Source organism: Streptomyces sp. NRRL F-4489 (genome assembly GCF_001509485.1).
Classification (GTDB): Bacteria; Actinomycetota; Actinomycetes; order Streptomycetales; family Streptomycetaceae; genus Streptomyces.
The window spans coordinates 1-17,384 of the sequence record NZ_LLZI01000022.1 but is presented as its reverse complement, the minus strand read 5'-3'; the positions used below and the strand labels follow the sequence as shown (position 1 = coordinate 17,384).

The following is a 17,384-nucleotide window of genomic DNA, read 5'->3' as shown; positions in this document are numbered from 1 at the left end:
GGTTGCCGGTGTTCAGCTTGAGGATGCGGTGACCCGCCGCCTCCAGCCGCATGGCCTCCTCGAGGACCGGGCCGCGGATTTCGTAGCAGACGTTGGCGAATTTGACGGACTGGGTGATTTCCATTCGGCACCTCTTCTGCCTCTGGACGCGGGACTTATCGACGGCACCTGGCTGTTGCGCACGCGGGGACGGGGATGAGGAGGTGGCACCTTCGGCGGCGATCTCGTCGTCTTGCTGCGTTCCACAAGGACGTGGCTGCTACCGCAGCTGCCGCCCGATCTCGCGGAGCTGTTCGTGCATACCGCGGTAGGGAGTGGCCGGCGGGAGCCATGCTTTGCGCATCTTGGCGATGGCCGTGTAGTTCGTGTCGCAGATGTTCGCCACGGGGGACTCCACGGCCTGGGTGATGAGCTGGTAGGCGTCCAGGGCGGAGAGGCCGTAGTCCCGGCCGAGCCAGCGCACCAGATCCAGGTGGGCGATGCGGAAGGCATCCTCCAAGGGCCGCGCGGAACCAGCGGTCATGACGTGCGTGTCGGACTCCAGCCGCGGCCACGGAGTGCTGATCCCCTTGAGCAGTTCGACGAGCACGGTGGTACGCATCGCTGTCTCCACCGCCACCCCGCAGGTCTCGCCCTCGCCCTGGCGGGCGTGCCCGTCGCCGAGGCTGAGTAGCGCTCCGGGCACATTGACCCCGAGGAAGCAGGTCACTCCTGCGCGCATCTCGGGGGTATCCATGTTCCCGCCATGCGCGTCGGGAACCAGGGCAGAACGAACCTCACCGTGCGCGGGAGCGACGCCGATGGTTCCGTGCATCGGGTCCATCGGCAGATCGATGACGAAGTCACTGTCCTGTGCACGAAAGCGGCAGGTGCGCCGACTCCGGTCCAGCTCCCAAATCCATGTCCGCTCCGGCAGAGGAGGCTGCAGGGTGGCTGTGGTCGGTGAGGAAGTGAGGGCGCCGAAGAGGGGAATGGTGCTGGACACCCCCCAATCCCGGGCCGGCTCCACGGACACCAAATGCACAGCGAGCGTGTCGCCGGGCGCGGCCCCCTCGATGTAGAAGGGGCCGGTCTGCGGATTGAGCAGAGGAAAGGTACCAACCTCGGAGACTCGGTCGGTAGGGGAGCGCACCTGGCCGGCGAAGGCGTCCTCGGTGTAGACAGCGAGAGCCATCCCCGGTGCGATTCGGGCCACCGGAGGCACTCCGCCGAAGGTCCATGTGAGGTCGCCAGGCTGTGGCCGCACGGTCAGCAGACGTGGGGTACTCAACGGAAGCTCCTGGGCGTAAGAGACATTGCGGTACGGCAGGCATACGGCAACGGTGGAGAGGCGCGTAGCGCCTTTCTCAACCGAATTGAGGAGCCAAGGCCGTAGGCGCTCTGGAGAGAAACGAAGCGTACCCCCGTGGAGCATCGAATGCTTCGATCGCTGGCGATGCGATTACCTTCATGGGCGGCGCTTGGCGAAGCGTATTCCTGCTGTTCTCTTTTTCGGTAACAGAAAGCGAGTGGCGAAAATGTCTGTTTTGACTCGTTCCTGAGTCGGTTTCAGGCATATGCCGTAGAGGTTACGTATGCATTTCGCCGCCAACGGAAGTGACCGCGGGTAATGCACCTTGTGTACTTCCTGACCGTTGCTTAGGTTGGCTAGCGACGATCAGCCATCGAGGTCCCTTGTACTCGACCGCTGGACGTTCCTGCGTTGACCTGCACAGGGACTCTCACTCCAGGAGGAGCGGCCATGGGAAAGTCGACCGTGTATGTGCATGAGGCCAAGTACGACGAGGACATCTACTGGTCGCGAGTGCGGCGCAATATGGGCTGGCTCGGCGATTCCGAGGAAGAGGCGCGCCAACGCCAGGAGAAGCTGCGCGACTGCACCGTCGGCATCGCCGGTTGCGGGGGCATCGGCGGCAGCCTGGTGGAGCGCTTAGCGCGCCTGGGTGTCCGCCGCATGAAGATCGCAGACTTTGACACGTTCGAGTACTCGAACATCAACCGGCAGCTCGGCGCCGGCTTCGCCAACGTCGGGCGTAACAAGGCCGAGGTCGTCGGCGAATACGTTCACGACATGACCCCCGACGTGCGCATCGAGGTCTACCCCGAGGGCATCTCCGAAGAGACGGCAGATGAGTTCGTTGCCGGCTGCGATTACATATTCGACGAGATCGAGCCCTACCAGTTCCAGGCCCGGTACATGCTGCACCGCGCGTTCCGGCGGAACCTGCAGTGCCAGTTCATGCTGACCGGGCAGGTCTACGGCAACCGCACCTTCCTGTGGAAGTGGACGCACGATTCCATGCCCATCGAGGAAGTCCTCGGCCTGCCGGAGGACGCGGAGCTGACGCCGGCAAATGCAGAGAAGCTCATCAGCCGGCTGATTCCCGAGGCCCCCGGCTATCCGAACGCCGCCATGCAGCGCAAGTGGCTAATCGAGGAGACCACCTGCCCGATCACCCCCGGCGCCCCGCCCATGTCCCAGGGGCTGCTCATCGAGCGGCTCATGCTTGAGATCACCGGCATCGACCAACAGGCCGACAGCGTTCAGCTGCCCGTCTCCCCGGGCTACGCCATGGTCGACTCGCGCACCTGGACGGCCAAGACAGTTCAGGGCGTGTGGTGGTAACCGCCGCCGCGCCGGCTGGGGCGGCCCTGTATGGCAAGCACCTGCTGTCCATGCGGCAGTTCCAGCGCCCGGATCTGGAGCATCTGTTCAGCGAGGCAGAGGCCCTGCGGGACGCCGCCGAACACGGTGCACTGCAAGCCCCGTTAGCCGGCCGGATCCTGGTCTCGGCCTTCTTCGACGCCAGTACCCGCACCCGCCTCGCCCACGAGACGGCGATGCTCCGCCTCGGCGGCGGTGTCACCGGCTTCGCCGACCCAGAAGTCACCCGGGCCGGAGGGGCGACTCAAGAAAGCCTCCATGACGTCTTCCGGATGCTCTCGGAGTACGGCGATGCCATTGTCGTCCGTCACCCGGAAACCGGTGTGGCAGCTGTGGCAGCCCATGCCGCTGGCGACCGGGCCGTGGTCATCAACGCCGGCGACGGCACGGGCGAGCACCCCACCCAGACCCTGACCGACCTGTATTCCATCTGGCGGCGCTTCGGGAAGATCGACGGCCTGCGGATCGGTGTCGTGAACGACCTGCGGATGCGGTGCACCCGGTCCCTGCTGCGCGGACTGCGTGACTTCGATTGCACGGTGTACGCGGTGGCTGCGCCCGGCAAAGGCCTGGATCCGCAACTGCGGCAGGAGTGCGCAGAGCGAGGCCAGCGCGTGCAGGTCTGCGAGGACCTGCGGGAGATGCTGCCAGAGGTGGACGCCGTCTACTCTTCACCCACCATCCTGGACGAGGTTTCGGACCGAACTCCGGCAGATGACATGCTGCGCGGCGATGCCCCGCTGACCGCCGCCCTGCTGGACGAGTACGGCCACCCGGGCCTTGCCGTCTTCCACCCCCTGCCACGCAAGGGCGAGATCGATGCAAGCCTGGATCCGACGCCCTTCAACGGGTATTGGGACCAGGCGCACAACGGAGTACCCATCCGCATGGCGCTGCTGTCCCTGATGCTGGGCTGCAAGTAAGGCGGATCCGCACCCTGTGCTGGTGGTGTTGGCCAGCCGTCCGCGGCGGCCAACACCACCGATCCCGCCCTCGTCGGGTTCACACCTTCCGCAAAAAGGAACGCGACTCGACGAGGATGCAGCCTGATTCCTTCATCTGGCGAATGTTCTCGATCGCATCCGCATCTGCAGACAGCCGCTCGCGATACTTCTCATAGTCTGCGAGACTGGCAAAGTTGATCAGAGCGAGGGCGAAATTATTCGCCCCTTCCTTCGGCAAGTAATAACCGATCAGGTCACCACCGCACCTTTCGATGAGCGGTGGCCATGCCTTCGCATAGCGCTCGAAATCCTCCACCTTCCACGGATCAATTGTGTACTGGATGCAGCAAGTGATCACTGGTTCCCCCTCCGGCAGAGTGCACAGACGCAGCCGGCCTCACAAGCGCCGGCCTGAGGAAATACTTCCAGAGATCACGGCTGCGCTGCAAGCGGAGCCAAGTCACCCAGCCACAATATTCCCGGCATGCATGTCCGATCCCTGCCAGACATTCTCGAAAGGGGGAGCTAATGGGATATGCCATGGCGCAGCATTCCGCGATGCTCGTACTTGAGGACGGGTCACAGTTCCCGGGTCTCGCCTACGGAGCAACGGGCCGTTCACTGGGCGAAATGGTGTTCTGCACCAGTATGACCGGCTACCAGGAGACGCTGACCGACCCCTCCTACCACCGCCAGATCGTCATGCAGACCGCTCCGCAGATCGGCAACACCGGGTGGAATGACGAGGACGACGAATCGGACCGCATCTGGGCCGCCGGCTATGTGGTGCGCGACCCTGCCCTCCACCCCTCGCACTGGCAAGCCCGCCGTTCCCTGGGCGAGGAACTGTACCGACAAGGCATCGTCGGCATCGCCGGCGTGGACACCCGCACCCTCGCCCGCCACCTGCGCGAGCACGGCACGATGCGAGGCGGCATCTTCTCCGTCCCGACCTTGCCCGACAGCACCACCATGCTGACCGCGGTGCGCGCCAGCCGCCCCATGAAAGGCGCCGCGCTGGCCCACGAGGTGGGCGTGGAACACCGGCGCGTCATACCGGCCGTCGGCTCAGCCCGCTTCCGCATTGCCGCGCTGGACACCGGCATCAAAGACAACATCCACCGCCTGCTGTCCGAACGTGGCGTCGAAACCCACCTGTTGCCGCCCACCTCCACGTTCGAAGACGTGCAGGCACTGGATCCCGACGGCCTCTTCCTCCCCAACGGCCCCGGCGACCCCGCCACCGCAGGACCCCTGATCCAGGTGGTTACCCAGGCGCTGCACGGGCGCCTGCCGGTGTTCGGCATCTGCCTCGGCAATCAGATCCTGGGGCAGGCCCTGGGCCTGCGCACCTACAAACTGCGCTACGGGCACCGCGGCACCAACGTACCGGTCATCGACGCGCGCACCGGACGCGTCGCCATCACCGCCCAAAACCACGGCTTCGCCCTGGACGCCGGACCGGGTCGGACCTTCACCACCCCCTTCGGTACGGCCCTGGTCAGCCACTACTGCCCCAACGACGGAACGGTCGAAGGCCTGCGATGTCTGGAGGCACCGGCCTTCTCCGTCCAGTACCACCCAGAGGCCGCCGCCGGCCCCCACGACGCCCGGCCGCTGTTCGACGAGTTCGTCACGCTGATGGAGAAGGGCAGGGAAGCCTGATGCCCAAACGGACCGACATCTCCCATGTCATGGTGATCGGCTCCGGGCCGATCGTGATCGGCCAGGCCTGCGAATTCGACTACTCCGGCACCCAGGCCTGCCGGGTATTGCGCGAGGAAGGCCTTCGGGTCACCCTCGTCAACTCCAACCCAGCCACCATCATGACCGACCCCGACATCGCCGACGCCACCTACCTTGAGCCCATCACACCCGACTTCGTCGAAAAGGTGATCGCCAAAGAGCGGCCACAGGCACTACTGGCCACCCTGGGCGGCCAGACGGCGCTGAACACCGCCGTCACCCTGCACGAACGTGGCGTCCTTGACCACTACGGCGTGGAACTGATCGGCGCCGACATCGAGGCCATTCAGCGCGGCGAGGATCGGCAACGCTTCAAGGACATCGTCCGCTCCGTCGGCGGAGATGTCCCGCGCAGCATGGTCTGCCGCTCCCAGCCCGAAGTCCGCGAGGCCGCCGCGCAGCTCGGCCTGCCCGTCGTCATACGCCCCTCCTTCACCATGGGCGGCCTGGGCTCCGGCATGGCCCACACCACCACCGACCTCGAACGCCTCGGCAGCGCCAGCCTGGTGGAGTCCCCGGTCAACGAGGTCCTGGTCGAGGAAAGCGTACTGGGCTGGAAGGAGTATGAACTGGAGCTCATGCGCGACCGCCACGACAACGTAGTGGTGGTCTGCTCCATCGAAAACATCGACGCCATGGGCGTGCACACCGGCGACTCGGTGACCGTCGCCCCGGCCATGACCCTCACCGACCGCGAATACCAGCGCATGCGCAACCTCGGCATCGCGGTACTGCGTGAGGTCGGCGTCGACACCGGCGGCTGCAATATCCAGTTCGCCGTCGACCCGCGCACCGGCCGCATGGTCGTCATCGAGATGAACCCCCGCGTCTCCCGCTCCTCCGCGCTGGCCTCGAAGGCCACCGGCTTTCCTATCGCCAAGATCGCAGCACGGCTCGCACTCGGATACACCCTCGATGAGATAACCAACGACATCACCCAGCAGACCCCGGCCTGCTTCGAGCCCGCCCTGGACTACGTCGTGGTCAAGGCGCCGCGCTTCGCCTTCGACAAATTCCCCAACGCCGACCGGCAACTGAGCACCAACATGAAGAGTGTCGGAGAAGTCATGGCCCTGGGCCGCAGCTTTACCGAAGCCCTGGGCAAGGCCCTGCGTTCCCTCGGTACGCACGGCGGTGGCTTCTGGATCGAGCCCGACCCTATCGACCAGCCCCTGGACACCGTGCTCGCTCGGCTGGCCAGCCCCCACGACGGACGCCTGTTCACCATGGAACACGCCCTACGGCTGGGTGCCGGCGTGCAGCAGGTCGCCGATGCCTCCAGCGTGGACCCCTGGTTCTGCCACCAGCTGCAGTCCCTGGTGAAGCTGAGGCACAGCCTGCTGAAGGAGCCGCTGACCGCCGCTCTGCTGCGGCAGGCCAAGCGCGCCGGCGTCTCCGACCGGCAACTCGCCGCGCTGCGCCCGGAGTTGGTCGATGAGCAGGCGGCCCGCGCCCTGCGGCACCGACTCGGTATCCGTCCGGTCTACAAGACCGTCGACACCTGCGCCGCGGAATTCGCAGCCCACACGCCCTACCATTACTCCGCCTACGAACTGGACCCGGATGCCGAAACCGAGGTCGCCGAACAGCCCACACGCTCCAAGGTGATCATCCTCGGGTCAGGCGCCAACCGGATCGGGCAGGGCCTGGAATTCGACTACTCCTGCGTGCACGCCGTCCTGGCCCTCCAGCAGGCGGGCTACGAGACCGTAATGATCAACTGCAACCCCGAGACGGTCTCCACCGACTACGACACAGCCGACCGGCTGTACTTCGAGCCGCTGACCCTGGAGGACGTACTCGAGGTCGTTGACGCCGAACGCAGCTCCGGGCACGTCGCCGGGGTCATCGTCCAGCTGGGCGGCCAAACCCCCCTGGACTTGGCACAGCAGCTCGCCGATGCCGGCGTGCCGATCATGGGGACCTCCCCGCAAGCCATCCACCTCGCCGAAAGCCGGGAGGCCTTCGGCACGATCCTCGCCGAGGCCGGCCTGGCCGCTCCCCCCTTCGGTACCGCCGCCTCACCCTCCCAGATCCGCGAGACCGCCGAGCGACTCGGCTACCCCGTCATGGTGCGCCCCTCCTACGTGCTCGGCGGCCGGGGCATGGAAATCCTTCACACGCGCCAGCAGCTGGAGGACTATCTCACCCGCACCCCGCACATCTCCCCCGACCGCCCTGCGCTGGTGGACCGTTTCCTGGAGAACGCGAAAGAGATCGACGTCGACGCCCTCTACGACGGTCAGGAACTCTTCCTGGGCGGGGTGATGGAACACCTCGAGCCGGCCGGCGTACATTCCGGCGATTCCGCCTGCAGCCTGCCACCCCGCACCCTGTCCGCCGCCGTCCTGGACCGCGTCCGGCAGGCCACCACCGCCATCGCCGATGCGGTAGGAGTGCGCGGACTGCTCAATGTGCAGTACGCCCTGAAGGACGGCCAGCTGTTCGTGCTCGAGGCCAACCCCCGGGCCTCCCGCACCGTGCCCTTCGTCTCCAAAGCCACTGCGGTCCCCTTGGCCAAGGCGGCCGCTCGCCTCATGCTCGGCGCCTCCGTGGAGCAGTTGCGTACCGAGCAGCTTCTGCCGGCATCGGGCGACGGAATGGCACTGCCCGCCGGCGCGCCCGTCGCGGTCAAGGAGGCGGTACTGCCCTTCCACCGCTTCCCCACCGCCCGCGGCGAGGGAGCCGACCCGCAGCTGGGGCCGGAGATGAAGTCCACCGGGGAAGTCATGGGCATCGATACCTCGTTCGCCCCGGCTTTCGCCAAATCCCAGCTTGCCGCCTATGGGTCACTGCCGACCGCCGGACGCGTGGTGGCCTGTGCCGAGGAAGGCGACCTGGCCGCACTCTCCTCTCCCGTCCAGCACCTCGCCGACCTCGGCTTCGAGATCCTCGCCACCTACCCCACCGCCGAGCAGCTCCGTCACGCCGGGCCGGACGGCCGGCAGATCCCCGTCCAGGGAGCCCCCGGCCAGGACATCGCCGACGCGGTTCTCGCCGGCAAGGTCCACCTGGTGATCAGCATTCCGGGGAACGGCCCCGCGCATCAGGACAGCCAACGGATCCGCGCGGCGGCCGCCTTGCGGGACGTCCCCTGCTTCACCACCATCCAAGCCACCGAGGCCGCCGCCCACGCCATCCAGGCCCTTCGTGCCGGCCGCTTCCAACTGGCCTCCCTGCAGGAGCTCCATCAGCGAATGCGCCCGCACAGCGCCCCGGCCGGGCGCTGATCGGCCCCGCGGCGCGGCCTGCCCGGCACCGATCGCTGCCGGGCACCTTTCCGGCCGGTGCCCGCCGGCACAGCCATGCTCCCCCTTGCGACGGGCCGGCTTCCCGCGTGCCGACCCCACACGCGCTCCGAACCAGACACCACCAACGCACCGCTGCACTCACCCGCCACGTTCCCTGGAGAAGCCATGCACCACTCATCTGACCGGCCGACGGCGAAGAGGATCGGCATCGTCGGAGCCGGCCCACGCGGGCTGTCCGTCCTTGAACGGCTGTGCGCCAACGCCGCCGACCAGCACCCCGGCCGCGACAGCCTGCACATCCATCTCATCGACCCCTACGAGCCCGGGCCGGGACGGGTATGGCGGACAGACCAACCCCGCGAACTGTTAATGAACACAGTCGCCTCCCAAGTGACCATCTTCACCGACGACAGCGTCGAGTGCGAAGGGCCGATTCTGGAGGGCCCAAGCCTGTATGAGTGGGCACGGTTCCTGTCCCTGATGGGCTCCCTCGCGGACTACCCGGCCCACGTCTACCGCGAAGCCCGCCGGCTGGGCCCCAACACCTACCCCTCCCGTTCCTTCTACGGCCACTACCTGCGCTGGGCCTACCAGCACATCGTCGCGACCGCACCGTCATCGGTGACGATCCGCCACGAACGCGCCACCGCCCTCGCCCTGGAGGACACCGCACAGGGGAGCCAGAAGATCACCTTGAGCACCGGACAGGTACTTCGCGACCTCGACGCGGTGATCCTGGCACAAGGCCACCTCGACGAACGACAGGCCCACGGCAGCCGCCTGGCCGCCCACGCCGCTGAGCGGCAGCTCACCTACCTCGCTCCCTCCAACCCCGCAGACGCTGACCTCTCCACCATCCAGCCAGGAGAAGTCGTCGCCCTACGAGGCCTGGGGCTGAACTTCTTCGACTACCTGGCGCTCCTCACCACCGGCCGCGGTGGGCACTTCGAAAAAGCCCAGAACGGCCTGGCCTACCGACCCTCCGGTCGCGAACCCACGCTGCTGGCCGGCTCCCGACGCGGCATCCCCTACCACGCCCGGGGGGAGAACGAAAAGGGCGTCTCCGAACGCCACGACCCGCTGTTCTTGACCCCCAGCCTCATCCAGGACCTCCGCAACCGTGCCAAGGCCGGCCGCGAGGTGAACTTCCGCCGCGACGTGTGGCCCCTTGTCAGCCGTGAGGTCCAGAGCACCTACTACGCCACGCTGCTGACCAACAGAGACTGCCGATGCACGGGCAAGCGCTTCCTCCGCAAATACCGTGCCACTGCCGACGCAGCCGCGATCGAAGAGCTGCTGGACGAGTTCGGCATCGCACCGCACCAGCGGTGGTCGTGGGAGCGCATCGACCGCCCCTACACGGAACGTTCCTTCACCGACGTCACCGAATTCAACGACTGGCTGCTCGCCTACCTGCGCCAGGACATCGCCCACGCCGCCCAGGGCAACGTCTCCGACCCGCTCAAGGCCGCCCTCGATGTCATGCGCGACCTGCGCAACGAAATCCGCCTCATCGCCGACCACGGAGGGATCAGCGGCACCTCCTACCACACCGACCTCGACCACTGGTACACCCCACTGAACGCCTTTTTGTCCATCGGCCCGCCGGTCCGCCGGGTACGCGAAATGGTCGCCTTGATCGAAGCAGGGGTCCTGCGCCTCGTCGGCCCCCAAATGACCGTCCACCCCGACAGGCTCGGCAACCGCTTCCTGGTCACCTCCGCAGTGACCGATTCCCGCCCCCTTCCCGCCACCGCCGTGATTGAAGCCAGGCTGCCCGAGACCGACATCCGCAGCACCCAGGACGCACTGCTCACCCAGCTCACCAAAGACGGAGCAGCAAGCCCCTACCGCATCGCCGATCCGGCCGGGCCCGGCTACCAGACCGGGGGGCTCGCCGTGACCGAGCGCCCCTACCGGGTGCTCGACGTCTCCGGCGCCCCCCACCCCAGCCGATTCGCTTACGGCATCCCCACCGAACACGTCCACTGGGTCACCGCCGCCGGCGTCCGCCCCGGCGTGAACTCCGTGATCCTCGGGGACTCCGACGCCATCGCGCGCGCCGCCCTCGCGGCCTCCGCACTGGGCGCAGCCCCCATCGAAGGAGCCGAGACCGCATGACCCGTCCCTCTCTGACAGACGTCGGCCTGCTCTCCACGGTGCGCTCCGGTACGCCCGTCGAGGCGGCCGTCAGCGACCACGCCTGGCTCCAGGCCATGCTCGACGCCGAAGCGGCCCTGGCCCGGGCCCAGGCCCGCCTCGGCCTGATCCCCGACGCATCCGCCGCGGCTGTCACCGAGGCCGCCCACGCCGACCGGTACGACCTCGCCAGCTTGGCCCACCGGGCCCGCGAAGCCGCGAATCCCGTGGTGGCGCTGGTGACCGAACTCCAGCAGACCGTGGCCACCACGCACCCCGCGGCCGCGGACCATGTCCACCGCGGCGGGACCAGCCAGGACATCTTGGACTCCGCCGCAATGCTGGTCGCCGCCCGCGCGTTACGACTGATCCACTACGACATTGATCGCGCCGTGCACTCCCTGGCCCGCCTGGCCGCCACGCACAAGAACACCCCGATGGCGGCCCGAACGCTCACTCAGCACGCCGTTCCCACCACCTTTGGTCTCAAGGCAGCTGGCTGGCTCGCAGCCATCTACCAGGCAGCCCAGCGCACCCGGACCGCCATGCACTCTCTGCCGGCGCAACTGGGAGGCGCCGCCGGAACCATGGCCGCCTACCATGAATACGCCCTGCTGGACGGCGCCTCCCTTGAACACGGCAGCCCGGCTATAGCTCTTGCCGACGCCTTCGCCGACGAACTGGGCCTGACCACACCGCTGCTGCCCTGGCACACCGCCCGGGCCCCCCTCGCCGGGCTTGCCGCCGACCTCTCGCTGCTCGTCGGCGCGCTGGGCAAACTCGGTACCGACGTGCTGAACATGGCCCGCACGGAGGTAGCCGAAGCAGCTGAGCCCGCCGGCGACGGCCGGGGCGCATCCTCGGCCATGCCGCAAAAACGCAACCCTGTTCTGGCCACCCTCCTGGTCTCCGCGGCTTTGCAGATGCCGTCCCTGACCGCCACCCTCCTGCACTGCCTGCCCAGCGAGGACGAGCGCCCCGCAGGCGCCTGGCACGCCGAATGGGCTCCACTGCGCGAGGCCTTGCGGGTGGCCGGCGGGGCCGCCCACACCGCTGCAGAACTGTGCGAGGGCCTGACGGTGGACCCCGACCGAATGGCCCACAACCTCCAGCTGACCGGAGGACAGGTGATTGCCGAGCGCCTCGTTGCCCGGCTGAGCAGCGCCATGGGTAAGGCTGCAGCGAAAAAACACATCACCGTGCTGACCAGCGCCGCCGCCAAGGGAAAGGGCACCTTTGCCCAGCGTCTGGCAGCCGACGCCGAGACACTCCCGTACCTCACGGACCTCTCACTGGACGATCTTCTCGATCCGGCCCAGTACCTGGGCGCCAGCGGCGAACTCGTCGACCGCGTCCTGCAGCACTGCACCCCTGCAACAGCCGCACCCGAGCCTGCCCAGAACTGAGCACGCCGCTTCGGACAGCACCACAGGCGCAGCCCCACCAAGCGGCTGGTTCCCAGCTCACCCCACAAAGGATCTGACAATGACAGTGCCATGGCCCCCTACCTACTACACCAGCGAGAAACATCTCGCCCTGGAGCACGCCAGAATCTTCGAGAAGTCCTGGCTGTGCGTCGCCCGCGCCTCACAAATCGCTGAGCCCGGCTCCTTCGTACGGGTGCGAGCTGGTCGGGAAGACTTGATCCTGGTTCGTAAGCCCGACCGTCAGGTACGCGCTCTGGTCAACCTCTGCCGGCACCGCGGCGCCGCACTGTGCACGGAGCAACAGGGCCGATTCAAGAACTCCATCCGATGCCCCTATCACGGCTGGAGCTTCAATCTGGACGGCCACCTCACCTCCGCCCCCTTCTTGCACGACCTGCCACCGGAGACCAAGGAACGGCACCTGTTTACCGCACAGGTCACCGAATGGCTCGGCTACCTGTGGGTGAACCTGGACCCCTCGGCACCACCGCTCATGGACCAGATCGGGCCGCTACTGCAACACCGCTTCGGAAACGCCGACGTCCCCAGCCGATACGGATGCGAAGAATTGGAAGTGGCCAAGGAGATCACCTACGACGTCGCGGCGAACTGGAAGATCCTCTACGAGAACTTCTGCGAGTGCTACCACTGCCCAACCATGCACCCCGAGATCTGTCAAATCCTCCCTAGCTGGCGCACCGGCTACGGCACGGTAAGCGGCCCGGAGGGCCCCAAGCTGGAAGGTTCCTTGCTCGCAGACGATGCCACCGGCTTCTCCCTCTCAGGAAAGGCCGCAGCCCCCACCCTCCCGGGCGTCCCGCCAGAAGACGCGCGCACCTTCCACGGAATCCTGCTGTGGCCCAACGTCCATCTCATGTTCATCCCTGACCACGTCATGTGCATGCGCTTCGAACCCATAGCGCCCCATCGCACACGAGTCATCACCCAATCGCTCTTCCACCCCGAGGCGATCCGCACCCCCGGCTTCACCCCAGATGACGCCGCCGCCCTGGTCGACGTCACCGCCCGCGAAGACTTCGAGGCCTGCGAGCGAGTCCAGCAAACGACCGGCTCCTCCTACTTCGAGGAGTTTCACACGCCGCACGAGAGCTTGATCCTGGACTTCCGCGCCTGGGTCCACGACCGCCTCTACCCGGATACGGAGCACACGCCGGCCGAGCGTTCCGCCTGAAGGTCTCGCTGGCACACCCTCGGGTGCGCCCCTGCACAGCAGGGGCGCACCCGACGGATTCCGGCTACTGCCCACTGACCATGCTGATGCCCAGAGCCAGAATCAGAGCGCTGGAGACCACCGCCGTCAGCGTCCTGCCACGTGTCCCGGTCAACAGCCTGCCGAAGACCGCGCCGCCGCCTGCCAGCAGCAGTTGCCAGCTGGCGGAGGCAACCGCGATCGCCAGCACGTAGATCGCTGCCTCCATCCACGTCATGGGCTCTTGGGCCTGTCGCCCCAAGATGAGCGCAACAAAATAGATCGCCGGCCACGGATTGAGTGCCGTCAGGCCCAAGAACATCGTATAAGACCGCAGCGGCCTTAAACCATCCCTATTCTCCTTCGGATCTCCGGTGGCGCCACCACGTCGCAGCGCCGTCAGAAAGATACGGATCGCCATGAAAGTTAATATCGCAAAAGCGATCCACCGCAAGGGGGTCGAAAATTGCTGCACAGCCCCCGCCACAGTGGCGCCCCCTGTTACCGCGATGACTGCGTAGATGACATCAGCAGTAGTTGCTCCAAGAGCTGCAGCTGCGCCCACCCGAAAAGAAGTCTGCGCCGTCATGTTCACCATGAGCACAGCTACGGCGCCTACGGGAACGGCGAGGCCATAGCCAGCCCAGAGCCCCGCCAGGGCAGATTCGAACATCGTGAAACCTTCCTGTCCCGGTTCACGTGCAGGCGTACGAGGAAGTTCCCGCCCGCCCGTCGGCCACGCTGACTTGATAAGGCACTGCAAAACACCGCGAGGCGCTTCGCAGTAGGCTGCACCTCCTTCCTGGAGCATCCCCTACTCCCACTGATAAGCGAGAAACTTGCCGTCCAAACTAATTACGATCCGATCGCCCGCTGGGTCATGTACTCGATTCACTTCGAGGCGAAAATTTATGGCGCTCATGATCCCATCGCCGCACTCTTCATGGATGAGCTCCTTGATTGTCGGCCCGTAGACTTGAATCACTTCAAGCAGCCGGTAGATGGTCGGGTCGTTCAGCGCCGAGGAGCCCTCAACACCCCGAGTCGGCTGTAGCTGGAAAGCTTCGACAGCCTCCTGATCAAGGCCCAGTAGCGCCGCAGCGGCCTCCGCCTCATCTCTGCTCATTGGATGCTGGCCCAGCAGGGCAGCGGTAGTCCATGCGACTGGCCTGCCCACCGCATCGGATATATCAGCCCACCGCAAACGCATACGGGTTTTAGCTGCGCGAACCGCCATTGACGCTTCAAGCTTGGTGAGCATCCTTTACCCCTCCAACGAAAGATGACTCTCTTGGAATTCTTGCCGCCCACGGACTAGGGGTTCATTACACTGAAAGCCCCGTCTCTCGAACGGTCACGCTCACCCGGCCGCGCCTAATATCCAGGCCCGCCGGGGATGTCCCAGGCAGGGTCCGCCTGACCCCGTGATAGGCAAACCGGGATGGCCCACCGAAGACAAAAAGGTCGCCACTCTGCAGGATCAAGTCACGCCACGGCCTGCTGCGGCCTTCTGAATTCCCAAAGCGGAAGATGCAACTGTCGCCCAGACTGAGAGTGACCACCGGAGCGGCGTTGTCTTCCGCTCTATCCTGGTGCATGCCCAGTCTGTCATCGTCATCATAGAAATTGATAATGGCGGCGTCAGGGGTATAGGCATCGGGGTTTCCGCTGACTGACGGGTCCAACTGTGCAGCATCCCGTACGGCAGCCCGTGCGATGCTCGCGATCCGCGGACTCATTGGGCGAACGCGCTCGCCATCCACATCATCAGCAATGAGCGAGTATTGGTAGGGCTTCCAATGCCAGCCGAGGCATACCGACTGCAGGTGCATGAACGACCCGTCCGGCATCCGGGGCCGTCTCATGCCTGCAGGCCCCATCGCCCACTGCCGCGAAGACGTGATGAGTTCCTGCTGAACCTCCGGGCTCAACCAGCCGGGGATGAGTGTCGCCCCCGGCGCGACGGTGACGGCCGGGCGTCCGAAGAGTGCGCCGTCCTCAGCAAGCACTTGATGAAACTCCAGCAAATCCGAATTTCTTGACAGAAGCGTGCGAACTAACCTGGCCCCCTGCACACCGTTCTCATCACGATCCAGATGGCCAGTCCGGGACTACTGCCTAGATCCTGCTCTGGAACCGAGCAAATGGCTGGCAGCCATCGGACGTGCTTAACCATGCGAGTCACCGCGCAAGGGGGACAACTCGGGGACCTCGCCGGCGGCCCGCCTCTACGTGCGGGGAGCGGCCTGCCTCGGCGCTGTTCGCCGCATGGACGACGGTCTGGTCCTGGACGTCGTGCGCGGGCAGCAACTGCCCAAGTTCCCGCTCGGTGCGCGGCCGCGGCTGGTGAGCAGGAACGGCATGCCGGGGCCGTCGGTGGTGGAGCGGGCCGAGGCCAGTACCGTGTCACCGCCCAGCTGGAGCGGGTGGAGGACGAGCGCCCGCGGCGCCGGGGCTGACCCGCGGCCGTGCGGCAGCCGCGGGCGCCGCCGCTCGGCCGGATCCACCGGCCGCACGATCGGCCGCTCCCTATCGGTCTCGCCCCCGTTCGAGCCGGCCGGCACCGATTCGGCCCCCCGCCCCTGAGGCCGCGGGGCCGGTGCGTATGCGGAAGGCCGCCTCGGGGAGGGGACCACCGGTCGGCTTGGCCACCCGACGCGGCAGCGACAGCCCCAGATGCTCGCCCACCGACCCGAACAGCCTCCGCGCCAACTCCTCCTCCTGGCCCTCGGGGTCCTCGCAGCCAGGGAAGGCCTCCCGCACCGCCCCGGCCCGGCGCATGGCCACATCCAACGCGGCGAACGTCCCCAGCCGGTCCTCGGGGGGAACCGCGGTCTTCACCAGGCTGCCACCGGGCTCGACGGAACTCAGTTCGCCGGCTGCGTCGACGTAGCACAACCACGGGTACTCGTGCAGGAAGCGATCCAGGCAGACCAGTTCCTCCCCCGGCCCCACCAGGGTGTCCTCACCCAGCCGATCGAGGAAGATGAGGTGCCAGGTGGACCGCTCGACTTCCAGGACGTACGCCCACTCGCCGCTGCGGCCGAACATCGCCACCCTCTCGCCCGGGTCCACGCTCAACCTGTCGAAGTCCGCGAATAATGTGCGCTGTTCGGCCATGCGGCGGTCCGCACCGAGGCGGACCACCAAGTCCACCGGGTCCACGCTCCGTACCGCCGTGAGGCAGATGTTCGCGAGCATGCCCTCCTTGACGATCGCGCCGCTGTACCAGTGCTCGCCGATCCACCCCATGCCGTCCGTCACCGTGCCGACCCCTCTCCTCGCCCTTGACGCACACGCTACCGAGCCCCGTAAAGCTCGTGCAGGTTGAGCAGGTTGAGCAGGTGGACAGGAGGCCAGCCGAACAGCGGTGGTGTTCCAACGCGTGAATCCGGTGCGGTGCGGTGCGAATGCGCCGCCGCAGCCTCATGCGCGGTGCTGCGAATCGCTGCGAACGCCCATGAGGGATCGCACCTCTGGTCGCAGCCTCGGTGACCTGCTGGAGGCCTGCGTCCGGCCAACGGTTCAGCCACCCGTCGGTGCATCCCCCTTACCTGCCCTGCGCCGGGCGCGGCAGCCGCGGGGTCGGGGCCGGGTTCCACCGCCAGGACGCCCACGCGGCGGCGTCGGCGAACGGCCCGGAGCGCTCGGTGAGCATCGCGAGGACCTGGTCGCGGGCGGCGTCCACAGCTTGGTCCTCGGTGTCGGTGTCGGTGATGATGCCCAGCCGCCGCACGTGGGCGTACTCGTCTTCGTCCTTCCACTCCCAGCGGTTCAGGTCGGGGGTGAGGACCAGGTCCACGGTGAGGTCGAAGGTGTCGAACCCGTCCGTCGTACGGCCGGTGGGGTGCTCGAAGTTCACATACCAGTTCCGCAGCCCGGCGCTGGTGTAGAAGGCGTTGACGCTGAACCAGGCCGCCGGCGGCTTCCACAGCAACAGCTCGGTCTCCTGCCACACCGCGTCCGCGAGCTCCCAGGCGCCGGTCGCCATCGCATCGAACG

At 66.7% G+C, this 17,384-nt stretch carries 14 protein-coding genes and 1 pseudogene; 7 read left to right on the top strand and 8 right to left on the bottom strand.

Features of this window, described 5'->3' with window-relative positions:
- Together ADL22_RS34480 and ADL22_RS03765 are read right to left on the bottom strand one after the other, a co-directional pair.
- Positions 1-124 (bottom strand): annotated as a pseudogene (locus ADL22_RS34480) (aminotransferase); the annotation flags it as partial.
- A 135-nt stretch (positions 125-259) separates the two neighbouring features.
- Positions 260-1,270 carry an acetamidase/formamidase family protein gene (locus ADL22_RS03765; protein ID WP_066973799.1) on the bottom strand — a complete coding sequence of 337 codons (1,011 nt, stop codon included), beginning with the start codon at positions 1,268-1,270 and terminating at the stop codon, positions 260-262.
- 471 nt (positions 1,271-1,741) lie between these two features.
- Here ADL22_RS03765 and ADL22_RS03760 point away from each other — a divergent pair, with 471 nt between their 5' ends.
- Positions 1,742-2,626, top strand: coding sequence for a ThiF family adenylyltransferase (locus ADL22_RS03760; RefSeq protein ID WP_066973797.1), 885 nt, complete (start codon positions 1,742-1,744; stop codon positions 2,624-2,626).
- A complete protein-coding gene (locus tag ADL22_RS03755; protein WP_079063818.1) occupies positions 2,617-3,588 on the top strand; it encodes an aspartate/ornithine carbamoyltransferase family protein in 972 nt (323 codons plus the stop codon). The genes ADL22_RS03760 and ADL22_RS03755 overlap by 10 nt, the downstream gene beginning before the upstream one ends.
- 79 nt (positions 3,589-3,667) lie before the next feature.
- Here ADL22_RS03755 and ADL22_RS03750 read toward each other — a convergent pair whose 3' ends face one another.
- Positions 3,668-3,967, bottom strand: a complete 300-nt coding sequence (locus tag ADL22_RS03750) for an NIPSNAP family protein (protein WP_066973795.1) — start codon at positions 3,965-3,967, stop codon at positions 3,668-3,670.
- Positions 3,968-4,149: 182 nt separating this feature from the next.
- On the opposite strand from ADL22_RS03750, the gene carA reads away from it, so the two are divergent.
- The 5 genes from carA (at position 4,150) to ADL22_RS03725 (ending at position 13,364) form a co-directional block, all read left to right on the top strand.
- Complete coding sequence (gene carA / locus ADL22_RS03745) at positions 4,150-5,274, top strand: glutamine-hydrolyzing carbamoyl-phosphate synthase small subunit (protein ID WP_066973793.1); 1,125 nt, start codon at positions 4,150-4,152, stop codon at positions 5,272-5,274.
- On the top strand, positions 5,274-8,585 hold the full coding sequence (gene carB / locus ADL22_RS03740) for a carbamoyl-phosphate synthase large subunit (protein WP_066973791.1): 3,312 nt from the start codon (positions 5,274-5,276) through the stop codon (positions 8,583-8,585). Before carA ends, carB begins: the two co-directional genes overlap by 1 nt.
- A gap of 186 nt (positions 8,586-8,771) precedes the next feature.
- Positions 8,772-10,727 (top strand): FAD/NAD(P)-binding protein, encoded by a 1,956-nt coding sequence (locus ADL22_RS03735; protein ID WP_066973789.1) that lies wholly within the window; start codon positions 8,772-8,774, stop codon positions 10,725-10,727.
- Positions 10,724-12,151, top strand: a complete 1,428-nt coding sequence (gene pcaB / locus ADL22_RS03730) for a 3-carboxy-cis,cis-muconate cycloisomerase (protein WP_066973787.1) — start codon at positions 10,724-10,726, stop codon at positions 12,149-12,151. Before ADL22_RS03735 ends, pcaB begins: the two co-directional genes overlap by 4 nt.
- A gap of 79 nt (positions 12,152-12,230) precedes the next feature.
- On the top strand, positions 12,231-13,364 hold the full coding sequence (locus ADL22_RS03725) for an aromatic ring-hydroxylating oxygenase subunit alpha (protein WP_066973785.1): 1,134 nt from the start codon (positions 12,231-12,233) through the stop codon (positions 13,362-13,364).
- A 64-nt stretch (positions 13,365-13,428) separates the two neighbouring features.
- On the opposite strand, the gene ADL22_RS03720 is transcribed toward ADL22_RS03725, so the two are convergent.
- The 5 genes from ADL22_RS03720 to ADL22_RS03700 form a co-directional block, all read right to left on the bottom strand.
- Positions 13,429-14,055, bottom strand: a complete 627-nt coding sequence (locus ADL22_RS03720) for a LysE family transporter (protein ID WP_066973783.1) — start codon at positions 14,053-14,055, stop codon at positions 13,429-13,431.
- 141 nt (positions 14,056-14,196) lie between these two features.
- The gene (gene cynS / locus ADL22_RS03715; RefSeq protein ID WP_066973781.1) at positions 14,197-14,643 is read right to left on the bottom strand and encodes a cyanase; all 447 of its coding nucleotides are present in this window, start codon (positions 14,641-14,643) and stop codon (positions 14,197-14,199) included.
- A 64-nt stretch (positions 14,644-14,707) separates the two neighbouring features.
- Complete coding sequence (locus tag ADL22_RS03710; RefSeq protein ID WP_324615504.1) at positions 14,708-15,409, bottom strand: alpha-ketoglutarate-dependent dioxygenase AlkB; 702 nt, start codon at positions 15,407-15,409, stop codon at positions 14,708-14,710.
- A gap of 502 nt (positions 15,410-15,911) precedes the next feature.
- Positions 15,912-16,646: a hypothetical protein gene (locus ADL22_RS03705; protein ID WP_234430526.1), complete on the bottom strand. Its 735-nt coding sequence runs from the start codon at positions 16,644-16,646 to the stop codon at positions 15,912-15,914.
- Positions 16,647-16,932: 286 nt separating this feature from the next.
- A partial coding sequence (locus tag ADL22_RS03700; RefSeq protein WP_159048574.1) for a DUF402 domain-containing protein occupies positions 16,933-17,384 on the bottom strand: 452 nt, incomplete at its 5' end.

Excerpts from the sequence above, each read along its gene's own strand:
- cynS (WP_066973781.1), bottom strand. The coding sequence starts at position 14,643 with ATGCTCACCAAGCTTGAAGCGTCAATGGCGGTTCGCGCAGCTAAAACC.
- ADL22_RS03735 (WP_066973789.1), top strand. The coding sequence starts at position 8,772 with ATGCACCACTCATCTGACCGGCCGACGGCGAAGAGGATCGGCATCGTC.
- carA (WP_066973793.1), top strand. The coding sequence starts at position 4,150 with ATGGCGCAGCATTCCGCGATGCTCGTACTTGAGGACGGGTCACAGTTC.
- ADL22_RS03720 (WP_066973783.1), bottom strand. The coding sequence starts at position 14,055 with ATGTTCGAATCTGCCCTGGCGGGGCTCTGGGCTGGCTATGGCCTCGCC.
- ADL22_RS03760 (WP_066973797.1), top strand. The coding sequence starts at position 1,742 with ATGGGAAAGTCGACCGTGTATGTGCATGAGGCCAAGTACGACGAGGAC.
- pcaB (WP_066973787.1), top strand. The coding sequence starts at position 10,724 with ATGACCCGTCCCTCTCTGACAGACGTCGGCCTGCTCTCCACGGTGCGC.
- carB (WP_066973791.1), top strand. The coding sequence starts at position 5,274 with ATGCCCAAACGGACCGACATCTCCCATGTCATGGTGATCGGCTCCGGG.
- ADL22_RS03725 (WP_066973785.1), top strand. The coding sequence starts at position 12,231 with ATGACAGTGCCATGGCCCCCTACCTACTACACCAGCGAGAAACATCTC.